Source organism: Pseudomonas sp. GL_135, assembly GCF_057834665.1.
Window position 1 is genome coordinate 5,576,079 of the sequence record NZ_CM174408.1, and the last position, 20,507, is coordinate 5,596,585.

General features: G+C 59.8%; 17 protein-coding genes. 8 read left to right on the forward strand and 9 right to left on the reverse strand.

Going from position 1 to position 20,507, the window contains the following annotated elements; translation table 11 throughout:
* Positions 1–12 precede the first annotated feature (12 nt).
* Positions 13–2,079 carry a putative bifunctional diguanylate cyclase/phosphodiesterase gene (locus tag AC3ISG_RS24695; RefSeq protein ID WP_489298195.1) on the reverse strand — a complete coding sequence of 689 codons (2,067 nt, stop codon included), beginning with the start codon at positions 2,077–2,079 and terminating at the stop codon, positions 13–15.
* A gap of 171 nt (positions 2,080–2,250) precedes the next feature.
* On the opposite strand from AC3ISG_RS24695, the gene uvrD reads away from it, so the two are divergent.
* The 3 genes from uvrD (at position 2,251) to AC3ISG_RS24710 (ending at position 6,031) form a co-directional block, all read left to right on the forward strand.
* Complete coding sequence (gene uvrD / locus AC3ISG_RS24700) at positions 2,251–4,434, forward strand: DNA helicase II (protein WP_122623598.1); 2,184 nt, start codon at positions 2,251–2,253, stop codon at positions 4,432–4,434.
* 206 nt (positions 4,435–4,640) lie between these two features.
* Complete coding sequence (locus AC3ISG_RS24705; protein ID WP_122534217.1) at positions 4,641–5,495, forward strand: Tim44 domain-containing protein; 855 nt, start codon at positions 4,641–4,643, stop codon at positions 5,493–5,495.
* 128 nt (positions 5,496–5,623) lie between these two features.
* Positions 5,624–6,031 carry an SMI1/KNR4 family protein gene (locus AC3ISG_RS24710; RefSeq protein WP_065988140.1) on the forward strand — a complete coding sequence of 136 codons (408 nt, stop codon included), beginning with the start codon at positions 5,624–5,626 and terminating at the stop codon, positions 6,029–6,031.
* A gap of 67 nt (positions 6,032–6,098) precedes the next feature.
* Here the strand turns inward: AC3ISG_RS24710 and AC3ISG_RS24715 are convergent, their stop codons facing one another.
* Positions 6,099–7,853 (reverse strand): cation:proton antiporter, encoded by a 1,755-nt coding sequence (locus tag AC3ISG_RS24715; protein WP_172610224.1) that lies wholly within the window; start codon positions 7,851–7,853, stop codon positions 6,099–6,101.
* A 307-nt stretch (positions 7,854–8,160) separates the two neighbouring features.
* On the opposite strand from AC3ISG_RS24715, the gene AC3ISG_RS24720 reads away from it, so the two are divergent.
* On the forward strand, positions 8,161–8,646 hold the full coding sequence (locus AC3ISG_RS24720) for an acyl-CoA thioesterase (RefSeq protein ID WP_122534219.1): 486 nt from the start codon (positions 8,161–8,163) through the stop codon (positions 8,644–8,646).
* Positions 8,647–8,664: 18 nt separating this feature from the next.
* On the opposite strand, the gene pdxY is transcribed toward AC3ISG_RS24720, so the two are convergent.
* Entirely contained in the window at positions 8,665–9,531 is an 867-nt protein-coding gene (pdxY, locus tag AC3ISG_RS24725) for a pyridoxal kinase PdxY (RefSeq protein ID WP_122623600.1), read from the reverse strand.
* A 134-nt stretch (positions 9,532–9,665) separates the two neighbouring features.
* Here pdxY and AC3ISG_RS24730 point away from each other — a divergent pair, with 134 nt between their 5' ends.
* Positions 9,666–10,058: a DUF3301 domain-containing protein gene (locus tag AC3ISG_RS24730; protein ID WP_074886003.1), complete on the forward strand. Its 393-nt coding sequence runs from the start codon at positions 9,666–9,668 to the stop codon at positions 10,056–10,058.
* A 20-nt stretch (positions 10,059–10,078) separates the two neighbouring features.
* On the opposite strand, the gene AC3ISG_RS24735 is transcribed toward AC3ISG_RS24730, so the two are convergent.
* Positions 10,079–11,041 (reverse strand): CobW family GTP-binding protein, encoded by a 963-nt coding sequence (locus AC3ISG_RS24735; RefSeq protein WP_489299584.1) that lies wholly within the window; start codon positions 11,039–11,041, stop codon positions 10,079–10,081.
* Between the two features lie 51 nt (positions 11,042–11,092).
* Between AC3ISG_RS24735 and AC3ISG_RS24740 the strand changes: the two genes are divergently transcribed.
* Entirely contained in the window at positions 11,093–11,464 is a 372-nt protein-coding gene (locus AC3ISG_RS24740) for an NADH:ubiquinone oxidoreductase (RefSeq protein WP_272629745.1), read from the forward strand.
* Between the two features lie 12 nt (positions 11,465–11,476).
* Here the strand turns inward: AC3ISG_RS24740 and zigA are convergent, their stop codons facing one another.
* Complete coding sequence (gene zigA / locus AC3ISG_RS24745) at positions 11,477–12,679, reverse strand: zinc metallochaperone GTPase ZigA (protein ID WP_489298196.1); 1,203 nt, start codon at positions 12,677–12,679, stop codon at positions 11,477–11,479.
* Positions 12,680–12,765: 86 nt separating this feature from the next.
* Between zigA and AC3ISG_RS24750 the strand changes: the two genes are divergently transcribed.
* A complete protein-coding gene (locus AC3ISG_RS24750; protein WP_489298197.1) occupies positions 12,766–13,155 on the forward strand; it encodes a glutamine synthetase in 390 nt (129 codons plus the stop codon).
* 248 nt (positions 13,156–13,403) lie between these two features.
* On the opposite strand, the gene AC3ISG_RS24755 is transcribed toward AC3ISG_RS24750, so the two are convergent.
* Entirely contained in the window at positions 13,404–14,642 is a 1,239-nt protein-coding gene (locus tag AC3ISG_RS24755) for an N-acetylmuramoyl-L-alanine amidase (protein ID WP_489298198.1), read from the reverse strand.
* Between the two features lie 245 nt (positions 14,643–14,887).
* Positions 14,888–15,409 carry a DUF3617 domain-containing protein gene (locus tag AC3ISG_RS24760; protein WP_489298199.1) on the reverse strand — a complete coding sequence of 174 codons (522 nt, stop codon included), beginning with the start codon at positions 15,407–15,409 and terminating at the stop codon, positions 14,888–14,890.
* 175 nt (positions 15,410–15,584) lie between these two features.
* Here AC3ISG_RS24760 and cls point away from each other — a divergent pair, with 175 nt between their 5' ends.
* On the forward strand, positions 15,585–17,024 hold the full coding sequence (cls, locus tag AC3ISG_RS24765) for a cardiolipin synthase (protein ID WP_489298200.1): 1,440 nt from the start codon (positions 15,585–15,587) through the stop codon (positions 17,022–17,024).
* Between the two features lie 126 nt (positions 17,025–17,150).
* Here cls and cfaB read toward each other — a convergent pair whose 3' ends face one another.
* Entirely contained in the window at positions 17,151–18,335 is a 1,185-nt protein-coding gene (gene cfaB, locus AC3ISG_RS24770) for a C17 cyclopropane fatty acid synthase CfaB (RefSeq protein ID WP_122534228.1), read from the reverse strand.
* Positions 18,336–18,612: 277 nt separating this feature from the next.
* Positions 18,613–20,493 carry a cation-translocating P-type ATPase gene (locus AC3ISG_RS24775; protein ID WP_489299585.1) on the reverse strand — a complete coding sequence of 627 codons (1,881 nt, stop codon included), beginning with the start codon at positions 20,491–20,493 and terminating at the stop codon, positions 18,613–18,615.
* Positions 20,494–20,507: the final 14 nt, after the last annotated feature.

A 20,507-nucleotide genomic window follows, 5' to 3' on the forward strand; every position in this document is an offset into this window, starting at 1 on the left:
TGCTGCTGAGGGTCATGTCGCTGTGTAGTGTAGGGCTTTTCGCACAGGGCTCCAGGCTTCGATGAGCTGACTGCGCAGGATACTGCCCATTATGCAGGCCTCCACCGGCCGACTGATCAAATAGCCTTGCACCTCGTCGCAACCGTGAGACCTGAGAAATTCCAACTGTTCGCAATCTTCCACGCCTTCGGCCACAACCTTGAGGTCAAGACTGTGGGCCATCGCGATGATCGCCCGAGTAATCGCAGCGTCTTCCGCCCCTTCATTCAAACCTCGAATAAAGGCCTGATCGATCTTCACGTAGTGCACTGGAAAGCGTTTCAGGTAGCTCAACGATGAATAGCCGGTGCCGAAGTCGTCGATGGCCAGTTTCACCCCAAGTGCGCGCAACTGCTGAAACGTTGTGATGATGTGCTCGACGCTTTCGAGCAACTGACTCTCGGTGAGCTCCAGCTCCAGGTATTGCGGCGCAAGCCCTGTTTCTTCAAGCACTTGGCGCACGAGGCTGACCAACTTGCCCTGCCGCATCTGATGCACCGACAAATTGACCGATACCCTGATTGGAGCCAGGCCCTCGCGCTCCCATTCGCAGGCTTGATGGCAGGCTTTGCGCAGCACGAACTCCCCGATGTTGGCGATCAGGCCGGTCTCCTCCGCCAACCCGATAAACTCACCAGGCGCAATCAGACCGCGCTCGGGATGACGCCAGCGCACCAGGGCCTCCGCGGAATTGAGGCGCCCGCTTTCCAGCTCCAGCTTCGGCTGGTAAAAAACCTCCAGCTGCCCTTCTGCAATCGCGCGCCGCAACTGAATTTCCAGCTGCAGGCGACCGGGCGTCCCCGCCTCAAGGCTCTCGCTGTAGAACTGGAAATTGTCGCCGCCAAGATGTTTGGCGTGCTGCATCGCCATATTCGCCTGGCTGACCAGCGCGGCGATGTCTCGGGCAGAACCCGGCAGCAACGCGATGCCGATGGAGGCGCTGACCACCAGCTCATGGCCGGAAACCGATATGGGCGAGCGCAGCTTCGCCAGCAGGCGCGTCGTGATCCGCGCCAGCGTGGTCAGATTGCCATGACTATCGAACAGCACGGCAAACTCGTCCGCCGACAAACGCGCGACGGTATCGGCATCTGCCACGTTGGCATTCAGCCGGCGCGCGACAAGGCGCAGCAATTGGTCAGCAATGTCGTGACCCAGGCTGTCGTTGAGCAATTTGAAGCGATCAAGGTTGATGTGCAGCAGGGCCAGCGTCCGCCCCCCATGCCGCGCACGCTGATTGGCCTCACGCAGTCGCTCATTGAACAGGGCGCGATTGGCGAGGCCGGTCAGCTCATCGTAATGGGTCAGGTAACGCGTACGCTCTTCGTACTGGCGCGTCAGTTCGCGGTTGAGCTCGTCGCTTTTAGCCTGGGCCTGTTGAAGGTGTTCGATGAGCGCCACGTTCTGAAATCGCCGGATCAGGCCCCGCTCGATCAAGCGGTTGACCTGAGCGGCCACCACGATCAGCGCCAGCAGCAAAATCAATCCTAGCCAACCCCAGCCGTGGCGCTGCGAATCACCGTCCCCGAACAGATAGACAATGGGCGGCAGCAGACACGGCAGCGTGAACGTGAGGAACGCCGGAATACTGACAGCATAGGCCACGCTGGCAGAAAGCGTCGCAGCGCCGATCAGACCGAACACCCAAGCCTGTTGAGCGAGGCTTTGCGCCGGCATCAGCACCAGCGCAGCGCTGGAAAGGGTGAAACCGCTGACGCATGCGCCGGCCAGAAACATGCGATTCCAGATCGGCTGCGATCGACGATCGAGTGATGCTGACCTGAACGCTGCGACTTGCAGAACGCGCAGGCACACCAGCGCTGACAGCCAGCCCAGCCAGACGCCCACCAGCACGTAACGCTCGGGGCTCCAGAGCAGCCAGGCGCAGAGCAAACCATTGATGAACATGAACAGAGTCGGCAGCAGCGATCCCTGATAAAGAAGGCGGGTGCGCTCGGCGGCGAGCTGAGTCGCGAACTGCTTGCAGATGACACGACGTGTCGCCACCGCGTCTGCCGGGGCTTCGGAGCTGAAGGTCATGGCGGTTCTTATAATTGGGGGCCTTGAACGTTCGCGGAGGATACACAAGGGATCGTCGAGACCAAACAGTCATCAATTAAAATCTACAGACGGCAAAAATGGGACCGGCAACATCACGACCGGCCAGCGTTAGGGTTTGCCCATGCCCTCACGGCACCCTAGAATGCCCCGATGCGCGATGACCTCTCCCTTCTGCTTAACTCCCTCAACGATGCCCAACGCCAGGCCGTAGCTGCCTCCGTGGGTCGTCAGTTGGTCCTGGCCGGCGCTGGTTCCGGCAAAACCCGTGTGTTGGTGCACCGTATCGCCTGGTTGATCCAGGTCGAGAACGCCTCGCCCCACTCGATCCTGTCGGTGACGTTTACCAACAAGGCCGCTGCCGAGATGCGCCATCGCATCGAGCAGTTGATGGGTATCAACCCGGCCGGCATGTGGGTGGGCACCTTCCACGGCCTGGCGCATCGCCTGCTCCGGGCGCACTGGCAGGAAGCGGGGCTGAATCAGAGCTTCCAGATTCTTGACAGCGATGACCAACAGCGACTGGTCAAGCGCGTCATGCGCGAGCTGAACCTTGATGAGCAGCGCTGGCCGGCACGGCAGGCGCAGTGGTTCATCAATGGGCAGAAGGACGAAGGGCTGCGCCCCAAACACATTCAGGCTTCGGGCGACCTGTTTCTGACGACCATGAAGTCGGTCTACGAGGCGTACGAAGCGGCCTGTCAGCGCGCTGGCGTTATTGACTTCTCCGAGTTGCTGCTTCGGGCGCTGGACCTTTGGCGCGACAACCCGAGCCTGCTTGCGCATTACCAGCGTCGTTTCCGCCACGTGCTGGTGGACGAATTCCAGGACACCAACGCCGTTCAATACGCCTGGTTGCGCCTGCTCGCCCAAGGGGGCGACAGCCTGATGGTGGTCGGCGACGACGACCAGTCCATTTACGGCTGGCGCGGCGCGAAGATCGAGAATATTCATCAGTATTCCGAAGATTTCCCTGACACCGAGACCATTCGCCTGGAGCAGAACTATCGCTCCACCGCGAGCATCCTCAAGGCCGCCAACGGCTTGATCGTCAACAACACCGGGCGTCTGGGCAAAGAGCTTTGGACGGACGTCGGCGATGGCGAACTGATCAGCCTTTACGCAGCATTCAACGAACACGACGAAGCGCGCTACGTGGTCGAGACCATTGAAAGCGCGATCAAGACCGGCCTCGCGCGCAGCGACATCGCCATTCTGTACCGCTCCAACGCCCAATCGCGGGTACTTGAAGAAGCCTTGCTGCGCGAGCGCATCCCGTACCGTATCTACGGTGGCCAGCGATTCTTCGAGCGCGCCGAAATCAAGAACGCCATGGCGTATATGCGCCTGCTTGACGGTCGCGGAAACGACTCAGCGCTGGAGCGGGTGATCAACGTTCCACCTCGCGGTATCGGCGAGAAAACCGTCGAAGCGATTCGCGAGCACGCGCGCCATGCCGACGTGTCGATGTGGGAGGCCATGCGCCTGCTGGTCGCCAACAAAGGCTTGGCCGGTCGTGCGGCGAGCGCGCTGGGCGCGTTCATCGAACTGATCGAAAACCTCGCCGCGAAGGCCGCAGACATGCCCCTGCACCTGATGACCCAAACGGTCATCGAGCAGTCCGGCCTGATCACGTACCACAAGGAAGAAAAAGGCGAGAAAGGCCAGGCCCGGGTGGAAAACCTTGAGGAACTGGTCAGCGCCGCGCGCGCTTTCGAGAACAGTGACGAAGAGGAAGACCTGACGCCGCTGGCTGCATTCCTCGGGCACGCCTCGTTGGAGGCAGGCGATACGCAGGCGGATGAGCACGAAGACAGCATTCAGTTGATGACGCTGCACAGCGCCAAAGGTCTGGAGTTCCCGTACGTCTTCCTGGTGGGCATGGAGGAAGGCCTGTTTCCGCACAAGATGAGCCTGGAAGAGCCGGGGCGTCTGGAGGAAGAGCGTCGTCTGGCTTACGTGGGCATTACCCGCGCGATGCAGCATCTAGTGATGACATACGCAGAAACCCGACGCCTGTACGGCAGCGAAACCTACAACAAGGTCTCGCGCTTCGTACGGGAGGTACCGCCCAACCTGATTCAGGAAGTGCGGCTGTCCAACAGCGTGACCCGTCCGTTCGGCGGCTCCAAAACCATGGCCCCAAGTCGTCTGTTCGATGGCGAAGCCATTCCGCAGAGCCAGTTCTCCCTGGGTCAGCACGTGCAGCATGCGGTGTTTGGTGAAGGCGTGATCCTCAACTTCGAGGGTTCAGGCGCTCAGGCACGGGTCCAGGTGAATTTCTCGGAAGGCAGCAAGTGGCTGATGCTGGGGTACGCGAAGCTTGAGCCTGTCTGATCGACGACTGGCGATGCGTTGATGCAACCCTTGCATTCCCACATCCACCCCCCATCTTTCCTACAGAACTTTCTTCATCTGCCTACAACCCAAGTAGGACAGGCAGGTGAAGATTCACGCAAAAGCCGGAAACATATGGCCGCTGGTCATCCCCATTTGTCCTGTGCAACATGGCGCGCGTGCAATCCACAAACGGGAATTCCCTTATGCAACGTTTTCTTAGCATCGCTTTGGCAATGATCATCGGGCTCACCATGAGCCTTGATGTCAATGCTGCGCGTTTCGGTGGTGGCAAGAGCATGGGCTCGGCGCCAAGTCACCAGGCGCGTCAAACAGCTCCTTCTACTCCTGCCGCAGCACCTAACGCCGCTGGCCGTCCTGCGCCTGCTGCGGGCGGTGCTTCCAAATGGCTGGGCCCACTGGCCGGTCTCGCTGCCGGTGGTCTTCTGGCCTCCATGTTCATGGGCGGTGGCTTCGAGGGCATGCAGTTCTTCGACATCCTGATCATGGCGATCATCGCCTTTGTGATCTTCCGCTTCATCGCGGCCCGTCGACGCAAACAGCAGCCGCAGATGGCTCCCGCCGGTGCTCCTTACCAGCGTGAAACCTTCGAACAACCACAACCGGCCCAGAACTCGATCTTTGGCGGTTCCGCTCCAGCAGCGGCAGCCCGTCCAGTGATCAACGCGCCAGCCTGGTTCAACGAAGAACGCTTCATTGAGGCGGCCCGCAGCCACTTCCAGTCGCTGCAACAGCACTGGGATGCGAACGAGATGGATAAGATCTCCGAGTTTGTGACCCCGCAGATGCTGCAGTTCCTGAAGAAAGAACGCGCCGATCTCGGTGAAGGCTTTCAGTCCACGTTCATCGACAACCTTTCCGTGCAGCTCGACGGTCTGGATGACCGCGCCGACAAGACCATCGCCACGCTGACCTTCAGCGGTGTCTCGAAAACGTCGCGCTTCGATCAGGGCGAAGTCTTCAGCGAAAGCTGGAACATGGAACGCGCTCAGGGCGACAACCAGCCTTGGCTGGTGGCAGGTATCCGCCAGAACGGCTAATACCGCTGAGCTGCTGCAACTGAACCCCGGACTTGTTCCGGGGTTCTGCTTTTTATAGAAGCCAAGTTAATTTGGCGATGCCTTTGAGCTACTGTATAACCCGCGCAAATCGTTAGAGGATCCACGTCGTGGAAGAAGTCATCGAACAACTCCGTGAAGCCAATGAACCGGTCCCTGTCCCGCTCGAGCTGCCTGATGAAGATCAGTTGGTCGAGGTTGAGGAGCAACTGTTCATCAATATCCCCTTCGTCTTCAAGGAGTTCTTGCTGACCGTCAGCGACGTGGTCTACGGCAGCCTTGAGCCCGTCACCGTCACCGATCCGGGCTCGCATACGTATCTGCCGGAAGTGGCGGCGACAGCCTGGGACATCGGCGTGCCACGCGAGCTGATCCCGATTTGTCAGGACGGCGAGGATTACTACTGCGTTGAAGAAGACGGCACTGTGGTGCTGTGGTCTGGCGAAGAAGAGCTCGTCACCGAAGAAAGCTGGGAGTCCGTCTGGCACTGGGCACGGGACGTCTGGCTGGAAAGCTGAGAGTTATCGCCTCTCTCCTGAATGAGCCTCAAGGCACGCACTTCGAGGCTGATTCAGGGCTCAGGGCTCAGGGCTCTGGATGATTGCCCAGGGTTTCGAGCAACGCGATTTGCATCCGCGTGTGCACCCGGATGAACCAGCGCCACAGCACCGCAGCCACTACGGCCGCCACAACGACGATCAGCATTAACCACTCACGCGTCGGCAGCATGCTGGATGACAGCAATGCGATGAGCAGGAAAATCACCATCAATGACAGCAGCGGAATCACTTCGGCGATCACCCGACGGACGCGCGCTGTGTGCCTGCCCGCCATCTCCGGCTTCACGCTCATCTCTGCCAGCAGCATCGACAGCGCCTTGAGCTTGCGATAAGCAGCGATCAGAAACGGCAGTGACAGCAGCAACGACGCACCCCAGATCCAGGCTTTTTGCTGCCCGACATCGCTGACCCAATCGCTGAAATACACACCAATCCGCTCCGCAAAAAATGCCCCGGTGAAGAAGATGGCGATGACCAGCGCCAGATTGATACCGACTTGCAGCAGAATCTTCCGGATCATCGCCGCCAACACTGCGCCCTGCCCCTGTGGCTGAATGCTGCGCAGCCACTCCCCGTACATTCCGAACACACGTGCCATGCGTGCAGGAACAATGGCGCCCAGCGTGTGCGACAGCGGATCGGCTGCGCGGATGAGGTAAGGGGTCAAGAGCGTGGTGATCGCGGAAACCGCCACGGCAACCGGGTAGAGAAAATCGCTGGTGACCTGCAGCGTCATCCCCAGCGCTGCGATGATGAAGGAAAATTCGCCGATCTGTGACAGCCCCATTCCCACCCGCAAGGAGGTCTTGCCGTCGTTGCCGGCGATAAAAGCACCGAGCCCGCAGGAAATCATCTTGCCCAGCACCACGGCGACGGTGATCACTGCAATGGGCCAGGCGTAATCGAGCAGAATCTTCGGATCGATCATCAAGCCGATTGCGACGAAGAAGATTGCGCTGAACATGTCACGGATGGGCTCGACCAAGTGCTCGATCTTCGCCAGTTGCCTGGATTCGGCCATGATCGCACCGATGAGAAATGCGCCCAGCACCATGCTGTACTCGAGTTTGACCACCAACAGGCAAAACCCGAAGCACAGGCCTAGCACCGTGATCAGCAGCATCTCGTTGCTTTCGAACTTCGCCACATAAGCCAGCAACCGCGGCACGACCAGAATGCCGATGACCAGCGCGACAATCATGAATAGCGACAGCTTGCCGACTGTGGAAAACACCTCACCGGAGCTGACCGTGCCGCTCACGGCGATGCCTGACAAGAGCGCGATGATGCCAATGCCGAGGATGTCCTCAACGATGAGCACACCGAAAATCAGCTGGGCGAAGCGCTGGTTTTTCATCTTCAGGTCGTTGAGCGCTTTGACGATGATGGTGGTGGACGAGATCGCCAGAATGGCACCCAGGAACAGCGAATCCATGGTGTTCCAGGCAAAGAACTGGCCGATTTCGTAACCGATCCAGATCATCAGCATGATTTCTAGAAACGCGGCAATGAACGCCGTCGCGCCGACCTTGAACAGCTTGCGCAGACTGAATTCCAGGCCGAGGCAGAACATCAGAAAGATCACACCAAGTTCGGCGAGGGTCTTGATGGTGTCCTCGTCGTGAATGAGGCCAAACGGCGGGGTATGCGGGCCGATGATGAAGCCGGCGACGATATAGCCCAGCACCACCGGTTGCTTGAGCCGATGAAACACCACCGTTACGACGCCAGCGACGAGCATGATCACAGCCAAGTCTTGAATGAAACTGATGGCATGCATGGGCGCTGCTCCTGCTGGCAATCGGTGAAATACGCGTATCCGCCTGAAAGAGAGACGACTGCTGTACGAAAACTCGCCAACGAGGTCCGATTATTCCGACTGAGACGCAGGATTTACCCCATCCAAGGGCTTCCGCAGGTTAACACCGCACAAAAGCGCGAGAAGCCAGTGCAATATATGGAAACAGATGGGTACAGAGCGTGACGGCGGAGCGGCCGTTGGCGTCCCGGTATCGATGGTTTTTCGCCAATCTGCATTCGAGCACCTGAGCAAGGTGCCTTCTGACCCTTTAGACCGTGAGCACGCTATGGAACCCGGAAACGCCCAGCTGTCGATGACTGTATTGATGACCCCGGACATGGCCAACTTTTCCGGCAACGTGCACGGCGGGACGCTGCTGAAGTACCTCGATGAAGTGGCCTACGCGTGCGCGAGCCGTTACGCAGGCCGCTATGTGGTGACCCTGTCGGTGGATCAGGTGATTTTCCGTGAGCCCATTCACGTCGGCGAGCTGGTCACGTTCCTGGCATCGGTCAACTACACCGGCAATACGTCCATGGAGGTGGGCATTAAGGTGGTGACCGAAAACATCCGCGAGCGCTCGGTTCGTCACACCAACAGCTGCTTCTTCACCATGGTGGCGGTGGACGACCAGCGCAAACCTGCCAGCGTACCGCCACTGACGCCGGCCAACAGCGAAGACAAGCGCCGTTACGTGCAGGCACAACAACGCCGCCAGATCCGTCAGGAACTGGAGAAGCGTTATCGTGAAATCAAGGATGAGCCAGTTTAAGCCAGCACCCGGTTCAGTTTAAAGCCGGACTCCTTCGAACCTGACGCGCGGGTGAGCGATTCGGTCTTGCGCGCGCACCAGCTCCAGCTCGTAGCTGCCGCAGGCCTGGGTTTCCAGCAGCACTTCATGCACCGCTGACGCCGCGAATTCGAAGGCGCTGCGCAAGTCGTCACCGAGCAGAACGCGTGACAGGAACAGCCCGGACGTCAGGTCGCCCACGCCCACCGGTTGCCGAGGGAACGCCAGCAGCGGTCGGCGCAGGTGCCAGGTGTCGTGCTCGGTCACCAGCAGCATTTCAAATACGTCCGCAGGTTTTCCCGGATAGGCCAAGTGCTTGACGACTACCGCCTTGGGGCCTCGGGCCAGCAATGCGCGCGCCATGGCCACGCAGTCGAGCAACGATTCAGGTTTGCGGCCGGAGAAGCTGTCCAGCTCCAACTGATTCGGGCAAAGGAAGTCAGCAACCGCAGCGGCTTCATCGAGCAGGAAATCGCTGACCTCCGGCGGCACGATGCAGCCTTTTTCCGGATGCCCCATTACCGGATCACACAAATACAGCGCGCGTGGATTGGCGCGTTTGATCTGCGCAACGGCGCTCAGAATCGCCCGTCCCTGCGATGCGCTACCCAGATAACCCGACAGCACCGCATCGCAATTGCCCAGCTCGCCTATCGCGGCAATGCCCTCGACCAACGCCGGAATCTGCTGCGGCGCCAGAACTTCCCCCGCCCAGTGTCCATATTGAGTGTGGTTGGAGAACTGAACGGTATTCAGCGGCCAGACATTGATGCCGATACGCTGCATGGGGAACACGGCTGCGCTGTTGCCAGCGTGGCCAAACACGACATGCGACTGGATGGCGAGTAGATGGGGCGTACGTTTCATGACAGGTTCCTGAGACCGGGAAGGCACATTAGTGGCGATGCCGGACGAAGTGAAGCGAAATTAAACTTTCGGGCTATGGCTGTCTGTCACCCGACGCAGTTAAGCTGCAAGCCTTCTCTTGGAGTTCCTTTTCCATGCTGACCTTGGGCAACATTTTCGTCCTCATGCTGCTGGCGACTGCCGGCGCCTGGCTGTGGCACGCCCATGGCCTGCGTGAACGGGCGCTCGAACGCGTCAAACAGCACTGCGCCAAACTTGATCTCGAGTTGCTCGACGGCAACGTGGCGCTGAAGCGACTCGCGTTCAAGCGCGACAATGAGGGCCGCAAGCGCCTGGCGCGGGTGTATAACTTCGAGTTCACGGTTACCGGTGAGCACCGGCATCCCGGCACGATCACCATGTTCGGTGCCCACGCGGCGCAGATCGAGCTGGCGCCCTACCCGTTCGAAATCAAAGACCCGAAGCCCACCGCCGAAATCATCCAGCTGAGCCAGTGGCGCCAGGAACACAACAAGTGGAAGCAGTAACCCTCTGTGGATAACTTGCTCTAGCGCAGACAGGCCGCCAGGGTTCTCTGCAAAGCATCTTCGTCTTGGGGCACGTCGAAGATCAGCTCAAGGCGAGAATCCTTGCGCCACTCACTCGACGCCCATTCCAGCAAACTCCCGTTCAGCGCATTGCCCGAGATCCACCCCTTCTCACTGTGGATAACGAGCTTGGCCCGCTGCCAGCCCATGCTTTGCAGCCAAATCTGCACGCTCGCCGCATTGAATACTCGCTCAGGGTGCCAGCGCCAGCCAATGCTCCAGCCCTCCGCCTGTTGCTGGCTCAGGCAGACCGGCGTCATCGGCTCTGCCCACACTGCGGGGGGTTGGGCCAATGACCGGGGGACGGCCGGATTGTCTGAGCCAGCCTGAGCGCTGACGTCGATGCCGGGCAACGAAGCCAGAGACAATACACCGTGGTCAGTCCAGCGCAGCGGGCGAACAGGCAGCGCATCGGTGATCGCCTTTCGCGTGGACGCGTTCAGCCCTTCGGACTTGTTCATTAGCAGCAGGCCAGCTTGTGCGAGGGCTTCTCGCTGGGTGTCAGGGAGCGCTTTGCCTTGGGCAAGTGCCTGGGCGTCGAGCACCATGACGCTGGGCTGGATCGTCAGGGCCCCAACCCAGGGCGCCTCCTGTAATTGCTTGATCAACTGAACCGGATGCCCCAGCCCGGAGGGCTCGATGAACAAGCGGTCCGGTCTGGCCTTGCGTAACAGCCGGCCGAGGCCAATCTGAAAAGGCGCGCCATTGACGCAGCACAGGCAACCGCCAGCCACTTCGCCAAGTGCGATACCATCGTCGCCGGTCGTCAGCAGCGCAGCATCCAGGCCTATCTGGCCGAACTCATTGATGAGCACAGCCCAGCGCTCGCCCACAGGTTTCTGCTTGAGAAGATGCCTGATCAGGCTCGTCTTGCCGGCACCTAGCGGGCCAGTAATGACATGAGTCGGGATGTTCTGCAGCATGTCGGCCATTCTTGAGATCGCTCCTGAAGTGAGCGCTGACGGAGGTAATTGATGCGAGCAATCTGGCTGCCCATATGGCTGGGGTGGACGCTGTTGGCGATGACGTCGACGCAGGTCTGGGCGGAGTCGTGCGTCGTGCACAGCCAAGGCGAGGGAGTGGACGTCAAGGTCTGTCAGGAGAATCTGAACATCCCGCCAGACCTGTTCCATAACGGGTTCTGCAAACCCCAGCTCAAGGATCAGAAAACCGACGTCACGTACTCGGAACAGTGCCCCTCCGGGTCATTTGGCCAGTGCAGCAACGCGCAGGTGGCCAATATGCCTTATCGGCAGAACATTCACTATTACGGCGTGGCCAGCGACGCCGCGTTTCTCAAACCGTTCTGCGAGCAGCAGAGCAAGGGCATCTGGAAAACGCAGTAAGACTGAGGGGTTTCACGCCGCGTCGCCGTACCAGTCGCCAAACGGATCGGGCATGGAGCGCCAGTCTGCAACGCCGGCCGCCATCTCGGCGTCAGTCAGCAGGCATTCATCGAGCTCGGCGGCCAGACGGCCGAAGTCGATGTTCTGCCCGATGAACACCAGCTCCTGACGGCAATCACCGGTCTCCGCCTCCCAGCTGCGCATGATCACCTGCGTGCTTTCGGCGTCTTGCGGCCACTCCGCTTTGGGCACGAAGCGCCACCAACGACCCGCGAAACCGTGACGCATCAAGCCGCCGGCCTGGGACCAGCTTCCGGCGTCCTGGTGTTTGCTGGCGAGCCAGAAAAAGCCTTTCGAGCGCAGCAGCCGGCCGTTTTCCCACGGCGAATTCAGAAAGTCGAAAAAGCGTTGGGGGTGAAAAGGCCGACGCGCCCGATAAGCCGTGGACGCGATGCCGTATTCTTCGGTCTCCGGCGCATGTTCGCCACGCAACTCCTTAAGCCAGCCCGGTGCTTGAGCCGCACGCTCGAAGTCGAAACGACCGGTGTCGAGGATCTTGCCAAGGGGCACGGCCCCCATGACCATCGGCAGAATCTCCGCCTCACTGTTAAGACGGCGCAAAATTGCCATTAGCTCCCGGCGATCGGCTGAACTGATGAGGTCGATCTTGCTGATCAGAATCACATCGGCGAACTCGACCTGCTCAATCAGCAAATCAGTGATCGCCCGCTCGTCGTCCTCACCCAGGGTCTCTCCGCGGGAGGCCAGGCTTTCTGCTGCATTGAAGTCCTGCAGAAAATTCAGGCCATCGACGACCGTCACCATGGTGTCGAGGCGGGCAACATCGGCCAGGCTCCGGCCCTGTTCATCGCGAAAGGTGAAGGTCTCAGCCACGGGAAGCGGTTCGGAAATGCCCGTGGATTCAATCAGCAGGTAGTCGAAACGGCCTTCATGGGCCAGCCGACTGACCTCTTCCAGCAAGTCTTCGCGTAGGGTGCAGCAGATGCAGCCGTTGCTCATCTCCACCAGCTTTTCTTCCGCGCGATTGAGGCTGACGTCCCGCTGAACCTCGCTGCCGTCAATGTTGATCTCGCTCATGTCGTTGACGATCACCGCGACGCGCAAGTTGTCGCGATTGCGCAGGATGTGATTCAGCAGCGTGCTTTTGCCCGCGCCAAGAAAGCCGGAAAGAACGGTAACGGGAAGGCGGTTCATGAAGGTTTCACCAAAGTGCGGATGTGATCGCTTTTTACGTTATAGTATAACGATACGCAGGCGCTAATCTTTTTTAAGGCAGCTTCATGACTCGGTTGTTTTCGTTGTTGGCAGGGTGTTCGCTGGCTCTGAGCACGCAGGCGTTTGCGCTCCCTCCCTCGCCAAGGCTGGACAAGGCGTTGTGCACGCGCACTGCGATGCTGTTGGCCTGCATTGATGCCGGCGACAACACGTACAGCGTGGCGGTGGCAGGGAAAACGATGTTCGTGCGCGGCTTTGAAAGCGCGGGCAAGCGCCGCTGGGCTCAGACTAACAGCCGTTATGGCTCGCTGACGTTCTTCACGGGGCTGGCATCGGACGGTGAAATCTGGGTGGGGTACATCCAGAAAGTCGGGTGGACGACGATCAGTCGGGTATCGAGTTCGAGTGGGAGCCGGACCAAGATCACCTGCGACCGAGTGATGGGTTGTCGGTGACCTGACCCCTGCAGGAATGAGGGAAGACTCCGTCGTCCAGACGCCGTGCTGGCTCCCTGGCAAACACTGTCCATGGGGGAGTGAGCTTGCTCACGAAGACGGTGTTCCAGGCGCTATACATGCAGCGGATGTTCCGACCTCTTCGCGAGCAAGCTCGCTCCCACAATGGGTGTTTAGGCAGGTGCATGTGCAGTGGTGTCAATTTTGATGAGAGCGAACTTGCACATTCTGCCTCATGACTTAGTCCGTCAGACCAACGCCTCATTCGCCTTTTGCTCTTGCCGCCAGGCCACGTACGAGCCTGCAGGCGGATTGCGTTCGAAGTAGCGCTTCATGCCATCAAACAAGCCATCGGCAACGGCCTGCTGATGGCGCGCGGTGACGAGGCGCTGACTGTCGCGGCTGTTGGAGATGAAGCCGGTCTCGACCAGAATCGACGGTACATCCGGTGACTTCAGCACCGCAAAACCGGCCTGTTCCACACGTTTCTGGTGCAGCGTCGTGATCCCTTCCAGGCTGCCCAGTACGGTGTGACCCAAGTCCAGACTCGCGGCGATCGTGGCGTTCATCGACATATCGAGAATGACACCGGCCAGCATCGGGTCCTTGTCTTTCAGGTTCAACAGGCTGGTCGCGCCGATCAGGTCGGCGCCGTTTTCACGCTGGGCCATGAAGCGTGCTGTCGCAGACGTCGCGCCGTTCTCCGACAAGGCAAACACCGACGCGCCGGAGGCCGTCAGCCGAGGGGCGGCGTCGGCGTGGACCGAGATGAACATGTCAGCGTTGTATTTGCGTGCGACGTCCACGCGCTTGCGCAGCGGCACGAAAAAGTCGTCGTTGCGAACCAGGCGCACATCAAAACCCTTCTCGCGTTTCAGCCGCTTGGCGAGCAACTGCGCGATGGACAGCACGACGTCCTTCTCCCTCTCTCCCTTCGAGCCGACGGCGCCGGGGTCTTTGCCACCGTGACCTGCGTCGACGACCACCATGATGTCGCGCTTGGAACGGTCCCTTCCAGGGTTCTGCGCGGGTGGCTCTTTCGCCAAAGGCGCTGCTGCGGCGAGCTGCACTGGAGGACGAGAAAGCACGTCATGCCCCAAGTCCACAACAAGCCGGTTGCCCTGCGCGCCTTCGGGCCCCAGCAGAAAACTGCTGAGCTGCACGGGCGATGTCAGATCGAGCACGATGCGCGTGTCGCTCTGGCCGAAGTGACCGGAACGAATCGATTTGATCGGCGTGTTTTCAAGCGCCAACTGACTGAAGTTGCCATCAAGCCGCGCGCCACTGACATCGATGATGATCCGCTCGGGCGCGCTGAGCGTGAAGGTCTTGTACTGCACCGGGCCGCTAAGGTCGAACACGAGCCGCAGCTTGCTATCGGAACGCCACAGGCGGGCGTTTCGGATCTGCGTCGCGTTGACTGAGAATGGAAGCGCAAAGGCGGCGCTGGCCAAAAGCATGTTGAGCAGCATTTGACGTCGGTGCATGGCACGTTCCGAAGGAGAAGAGCATCCCGGCTCAGAGATGGAGGGCGATGGTTACAATATAACAGCCGGGATATCGGGCAAAGATGAAGCTTTTTATAAGTTAGGCAGGATTTTATTGAGCGTCTTCAACGCCTAAGGCGGAAAAGCTCATGTGAAACAACAAGATGTTCCACGTGGAACACGGCCCGTCATCTGTACAAACAAAAACGCCCCGACAAGTCAGGGCGCTTAGTAAGCAGAGAAAGTCAGGTCCTTGGTTTTACAGTGCCGCACTGCTGACCGAGCCATACAGCGCGCGTGTCCATGCTGCCGTTCTGTTGCTGGCCTGTGGCATTGAACGAGCCAATAACATGGGTGTTGAACTCCCGGTCACTGAGGAACTGTGCAGTGCCGGTGCCTTGAGCGCGAGCGCAACTGAACTTGAACTTCCAGGTAGCGCCGGTACGTTCTGTGATCTGCTGGGTGCAGCCCGATTTCGGATCAGTCAGCGGAATTTGCTCATTCTTGACCTGCTCCTGCGTGAGGCAAATACGAACACCCTTCCCGCCCAGAGTAACGCCTTGTTTTTCCAGCATTTGTTCCATGGCTGCGCGCTGCTGCGGCGCCATCATCTGCAATTGGGACAGCATTACCTGCAAGTCCGGCATCTGCTGGCCGTCCACCTGCATGTTGCTTGAGCTCAACTCCCACAGCCCGGGCTGCAACACCTGAGCCTGTGCAAGAGGCGCAGCCAGACAAACCATCAACGCCAGTACGCGCTTTTTCATGAATCGGATTTCCTTTAGGACTCTTGGGCATCTTGATGCGACCTGCTGGCAGGTCACTGAACGATGACGGTTAGACGACAGATCTGGCAGCCAGTTGCAGCCTCAATAAAATAGCGACAATCCCGGCGTCATGTGGTCTGTTAGACACCAATAAGCTTATGGCACAAGGTTGCGCATGGATTACCACAGCCCGTATTTCTTTGGCTATTTGCTGGGTTTCACTCACCTGCTGGGCATTGTCGCAGCAATCCACGCCTTACTCACTGTGCGTACGGCTCAAGGCTCAATCGCTTGGGCGATGCCCCTGATCTTCATCCCCTATGTCGCGCTGATTCCGTATCTGGTTTTCGGGAGGAGCACGTTCGACGCGTACATCAAGGCGCGGCGTCAGGCGAATACCGAGATGCGCGCGGCGATCGCCGACTTCAACTGGAAGCCATGGATTGAAGAGGCAGTAGCAGCAAGGCGATCCGACGCTTATCGATCCCTGCGCGCGATGCCGAAGCTGGGACGCATGCCGTGCCTGGCGAACAACGAAGTGAAGCTGTTGATCAACGGCGATGAAACGTTTGGCGCAATATTCGAGGCCATTAAAAGCGCCCGGCAAGTGGTGTTCGTGCAGTTTTTTATCATCCACGACGATGATCTCGGTCGCCGCCTGCAAGGGCTGCTGCTGGAAAAAGCCGCAGAAGGCGTCGCCATCCATGTGCTCTACGACCGCATCGGCAGCCACGCGCTGCCGACGCGTTACATCGACAAGCTCCGCGACGGCGGCGTGCAGATCAAGGCGTTCGCAACCCGGGGCGGCTGGCTGACGCGCTTCCAGATCAACTTCCGTAATCACCGCAAGATCGTCGTGGTGGATGGGATCAAAGGCTTCGTTGGCGGGCACAATGTGGGCGATGAATACCTCGGCCTCAAACCGCCGCTGGCGCCATGGCGCGACACCCACGTCAGCGTTGTCGGACCTGTCGTAGCGTGTCTGCAGGAATCGTTTGCCGAAGATTGGTTCTGGGCAACCCGTGAGATACCACCGCTGATCCTGCCAGACAGTTACCCGGAAGACGGCGTGCTGTGCCAGTTACTGGCCAGCGGCCCGGCCGATGCGCAGGAAACCTGCTCGCTGTTCTTCGTAGAAGCCATTCACGCGGCGACCGAAAGGGTGTGGATCACGACACCGTATTTCATCCCCGATGAAGCCGTATCGGCGGCGCTGAGGTTGGCGGTCTTGCGCGGAGTAGATGTGCGCCTGCTGCTGCCGTCGCGCCCCGACCATTACACGGTATATGCCGCGTCCAGCCTGTACGCCTTTGAAGCCGTCCGCGCAGGCGTTCGTATCTTTCGCTACAAGCCCGGTTTTCTGCACCAGAAGGTGGTGCTGGTGGATAACGCGATCTCGGCGATCGGGAGCGCCAATCTGGACAACCGTTCGTTCCGGCTCAACTTCGAACTCATGCTGCTGACCGTGGACGAGGACTTCGCACGCGAAGTCGAAGCTATGTTGGTCGACGACTTCGCCCTTTCCCACGAAATCTCCAGCGAAGAAAGCAAAGAGACCCATCATTTGCAGCAGTTGGGGATGCGGGTAGCCAGGCTGATTTCGCCGATTCTGTAAAGGTGAGTGAGCAGTAGGCCAAGTGTGGGAGTGAGCTTGCTCACGAAGACGTTATTTCAACCGCCGATGATTCGGTGGATGTACCGACGTCTTCGCGAGCAAGCTCGCTCCCACAAGTTGACGCCATTACGCGTAGATATCGTCCCTGGTCAGCGGCAAATCATGGTTGCCGTTCGCATGGGGTTTCACCGCCAGGATCTGATGCAGATTGATCCAGCCCTTGGAAAACGCATACGCGCAGCCAGCCAGATACAACCGAAAGATCCTGAGCGCCTGCTCCGGCACCATCGCAGCGGCGACGTCGAGCTTCTCCTCCAGACGCGCGCTCCAGTGTTCGAGCGTCTTGGCGTAGTGCAGGCGCAGACTTTCCACATCGACGACTTCCAGACCCGCCTCGCTGATGAATCCAGTGATCATCGACAGGTGCGGCAGCTCACCGTTGGGAAAGACGTAGCGATCAATGAAGTCACCGGCGCCCCGCCCTACAGGTCGCCCGTCGGTGTGCTTGGCGGTGATGCCGTGATTCATCACCAGACCGCCCTCCTTCACCGCATCAAACAGACATTTCGCGTACAGCTCCAGATTGGCGTGGCCGACATGCTCGAACATGCCGACGCTGACAACCTTGTCGAAACGGCCGTCTTTAGGCAGATCCCGGTAGTCGAGAAGCTGCAGTTCGACACGGTCCTGCAAACCGTCCGCGCGCACCCGCTCCCGGGCTAGCGCCAGTTGCTCGCGGCTCAGCGTGATGCCGAATACCTTGACGCCGTATTCACTCGCGGCAAAGCGGGAGAGGCCTCCCCAGCCACAGCCGACGTCGAGCAAATACTCCCCGGGTTTGAGCCGTAGCTTGCGGCACAGGTGGTGAAATTTGTTCTGTTGTGCCTGATCGAGCGTCTCGTTGCCGGTCTTGAAATACGCGCAGGAGTAGACCATCTCCCGGTCCAGCCACAGGCGATAGAAGTCATTGGAGAGGTCATAGTGGTAGGAGATCGACGCAGCATCGGTGGCCTTGTCGTGCTCGGTGCGCACAGGGAGATTGTCGTCGTCCTCGTCCACCAGCGCCTTGGTCAGCTCGTCGCACACCCGGACCACTTCGCTGATCGAGCCTTCCAGCTCAAGCCGACCCTCAACGAAAGCACTGCCAAGAAGGCCCAGACTTGGGTGGGTGAAATCGGAAACAAGCGACGGGTCCTTTACCACGATCGTGACGCGGGGGTCATTTCCCAAATCGAGTTCGTTGCCGTCCCAGAGCTTGAGACGCAGCGGCAAATGAAGGTTCTGTAACGCCGGTGGAAGTTGCGCGAGCATATGAAATCCCCCTGATCCAGCTACATGGAAAAGGGTAGTCCATAACCGGCCCCAGATCAGGAGCCGTCAGGCGATCGGCTGGTTTGAACGACGACGAATCTACAACGGGTACGACCCTGTGCCCCAGAATTCGAGCCAGTTTGACGCCTGCAAATGGAGCACCCCGAACAAGACTGAACTTAATTTGTAACAGAGTTCTTCAAAGCTCAAGCAAATTTTAATACTTAGTGGAGGCCTCTAACCCAACGCTTTCAATGCAGGCGCCGGGGAATCTGGCTTAGGAGGGATTGTGAAACTTCGCGATGGGCTCATGAAAACGCAGCAACCGCCCGGCATTGCCCAGCACCAGCAGCGTGCTGAGGTTGTGCAAGACCGCAGCGATCATGGCGCCTGCCGCACCCAGCACGCCGAAAGCCGCCATGGCAACAATGGCCAGCGTCCAGCCGAGTCCGATGATCACATTCACCTGCAAGGTATGGCGACACTGGCGGCTCAGGCGCACGCAGGTGCCCAAGCGGCGCAGGTCACTGCCGATCAAGACGATGTCGGCAGAGGCCAACGCGATGTCCGCCCCACCCGCCCCCATCGCGACGCCGACTACGCCGGCCTTCAACGCCAGCGAGTCGTTGATACCGTCGCCGACGACCATTGGGCGAAAGCCCTTTTTTATTTCGCTCATGACCCGATTGAGCTTGTCCTCGGGCAACGCCTGGGCGTGGATATCACTGATGCCGACCTCTTGACCCAAGCTGTCGGCGACACTCTGCCGATCCCCCGTCAGCAGCAACTGTCGACCCAAGCCTAGCTCGCGCAACTCACTCAGCGCCTGACGTGCTTCAGGCTTGAGGCTGTCGGCCAACAGCAGCCAGGCCAGGAAGTGGCCATTTAGCGCGAGCCCGGCAATCGGGCCATCGTGATCGGGGATAGGCGAGGTCGCGATTCCCAACTGTGCGAACAGCTCAGGCCGTCCTAATGCAGCTTCACCCCGCGCGGTCCGCGCAACGACGCCCAGCCCCTGGCGCTCACGAATGTCATCCAGAGGGAGCAGATGATCCTTTTCGACCAACGTGGCCAGCGCGCGACTGACCGGATGACTGCTCGCCGAACCCAGGCTTGCTGCCAACGCGATCACATCATCGCCCGCGTCCTCCTCGGCCTGGACCGATTGCAGGCGCAAACTCCCATAAGTCAGCGTGCCGGTCTTGTCGACGACCAGCGAAGTGAGGTCGGCCAGCTCCTCAAGAAATGCCGAACTGCGGATCAGAATGCCGTGGCGAGCGGCGACTGCAATACCGGCGATGGCTGTCGCCGGCGCCGACAGCACCAACGCGCAGGGGCACGCGGCGACCAACACCGCCAGCATGGCCTGGGCGTTATTGGTGATGAACCAGGTCACGGCCGCGATCAACAACACCAGCACCATGTAGCTGCCCGCGTACTTTTCCAACAGGCGAGTGATGGGCGGTTTGGAGCGTTCGGCGCTTTGCATCAGCGCGATGACCTTGCCCAGGGTCGACTCGTTGCCGATACGCGTCACTTCAATACGCAGCAGCCCGTCGAGGTTGATCGCGCCACCGAAGACTTCCATGCCCGCCCGCGCTTCGAGCGGAACGGACTCGCCCGTGATGGGGGCCGTATCGAGACTGGCCTGCCCCGAGATCACCAAGCCGTCAGCCGGTACGCGGTCACCGGCGCGCACTTCAACGCGGTCACCAGCAACCAACGTACCGTTGTCGACTTCGCGGATGGCGCCATCCTTATCGATCAGCCGGGCATGGCTGCGGGTCAAACGGCCCAGTGCCTGAATAGCTTCCTGAGAGCCGATCACGCTGCGCTCCTCCAGCACGTGGCCGAAGATCATGATGATTGGCAGCAGCGCGGCTGTCATCAGATCGCCCGTCGCCCAGGCGCCCAGCATGGCCAGTGCGATCAGTTGATCGGTAATGCCGTGCAGACTCGGGTACCGCAAGCTGTGCCAGCCGGCGCTGACCACCGGGATGGCCACCAGCAGAGAGGCGGCGCCCAACAGCAGCTGGCTGACCCCAACTTGCTCGGGCGAGAAAAATCGCCAGACCAGCCCCAGCGCGAGCAGGCCGAGGGCAAGCATCGCCAGCGTCAACTGCCGGGCGGCGCTGCGCTGTTCGCGACTGGTTAGCATGCTGCCGGGCGCGG

Bases quoted from the DNA above. Each gene is read 5' to 3' on its own strand.
- AC3ISG_RS24695 (WP_489298195.1), bottom strand. From the start codon at position 2,079: ATGACCTTCAGCTCCGAAGCCCCGGCAGACGCGGTGGCGACACGTCGT.
- uvrD (WP_122623598.1), top strand. From the start codon at position 2,251: ATGCGCGATGACCTCTCCCTTCTGCTTAACTCCCTCAACGATGCCCAA.
- AC3ISG_RS24705 (WP_122534217.1), top strand. From the start codon at position 4,641: ATGCAACGTTTTCTTAGCATCGCTTTGGCAATGATCATCGGGCTCACC.
- AC3ISG_RS24715 (WP_172610224.1), bottom strand. From the start codon at position 7,853: ATGCATGCCATCAGTTTCATTCAAGACTTGGCTGTGATCATGCTCGTC.
- AC3ISG_RS24720 (WP_122534219.1), top strand. From the start codon at position 8,161: ATGGAACCCGGAAACGCCCAGCTGTCGATGACTGTATTGATGACCCCG.
- pdxY (WP_122623600.1), bottom strand. From the start codon at position 9,531: ATGAAACGTACGCCCCATCTACTCGCCATCCAGTCGCATGTCGTGTTT.
- AC3ISG_RS24730 (WP_074886003.1), top strand. From the start codon at position 9,666: ATGCTGACCTTGGGCAACATTTTCGTCCTCATGCTGCTGGCGACTGCC.
- AC3ISG_RS24735 (WP_489299584.1), bottom strand. From the start codon at position 11,041: ATGCTGCAGAACATCCCGACTCATGTCATTACTGGCCCGCTAGGTGCC.
- AC3ISG_RS24740 (WP_272629745.1), top strand. From the start codon at position 11,093: ATGCGAGCAATCTGGCTGCCCATATGGCTGGGGTGGACGCTGTTGGCG.
- zigA (WP_489298196.1), bottom strand. From the start codon at position 12,679: ATGAACCGCCTTCCCGTTACCGTTCTTTCCGGCTTTCTTGGCGCGGGC.
- AC3ISG_RS24750 (WP_489298197.1), top strand. From the start codon at position 12,766: ATGACTCGGTTGTTTTCGTTGTTGGCAGGGTGTTCGCTGGCTCTGAGC.
- AC3ISG_RS24755 (WP_489298198.1), bottom strand. From the start codon at position 14,642: ATGCACCGACGTCAAATGCTGCTCAACATGCTTTTGGCCAGCGCCGCC.
- AC3ISG_RS24760 (WP_489298199.1), bottom strand. From the start codon at position 15,409: ATGAAAAAGCGCGTACTGGCGTTGATGGTTTGTCTGGCTGCGCCTCTT.
- cls (WP_489298200.1), top strand. From the start codon at position 15,585: ATGGATTACCACAGCCCGTATTTCTTTGGCTATTTGCTGGGTTTCACT.
- cfaB (WP_122534228.1), bottom strand. From the start codon at position 18,335: ATGCTCGCGCAACTTCCACCGGCGTTACAGAACCTTCATTTGCCGCTG.
- AC3ISG_RS24775 (WP_489299585.1), bottom strand. From the start codon at position 20,493: ATGCTAACCAGTCGCGAACAGCGCAGCGCCGCCCGGCAGTTGACGCTG.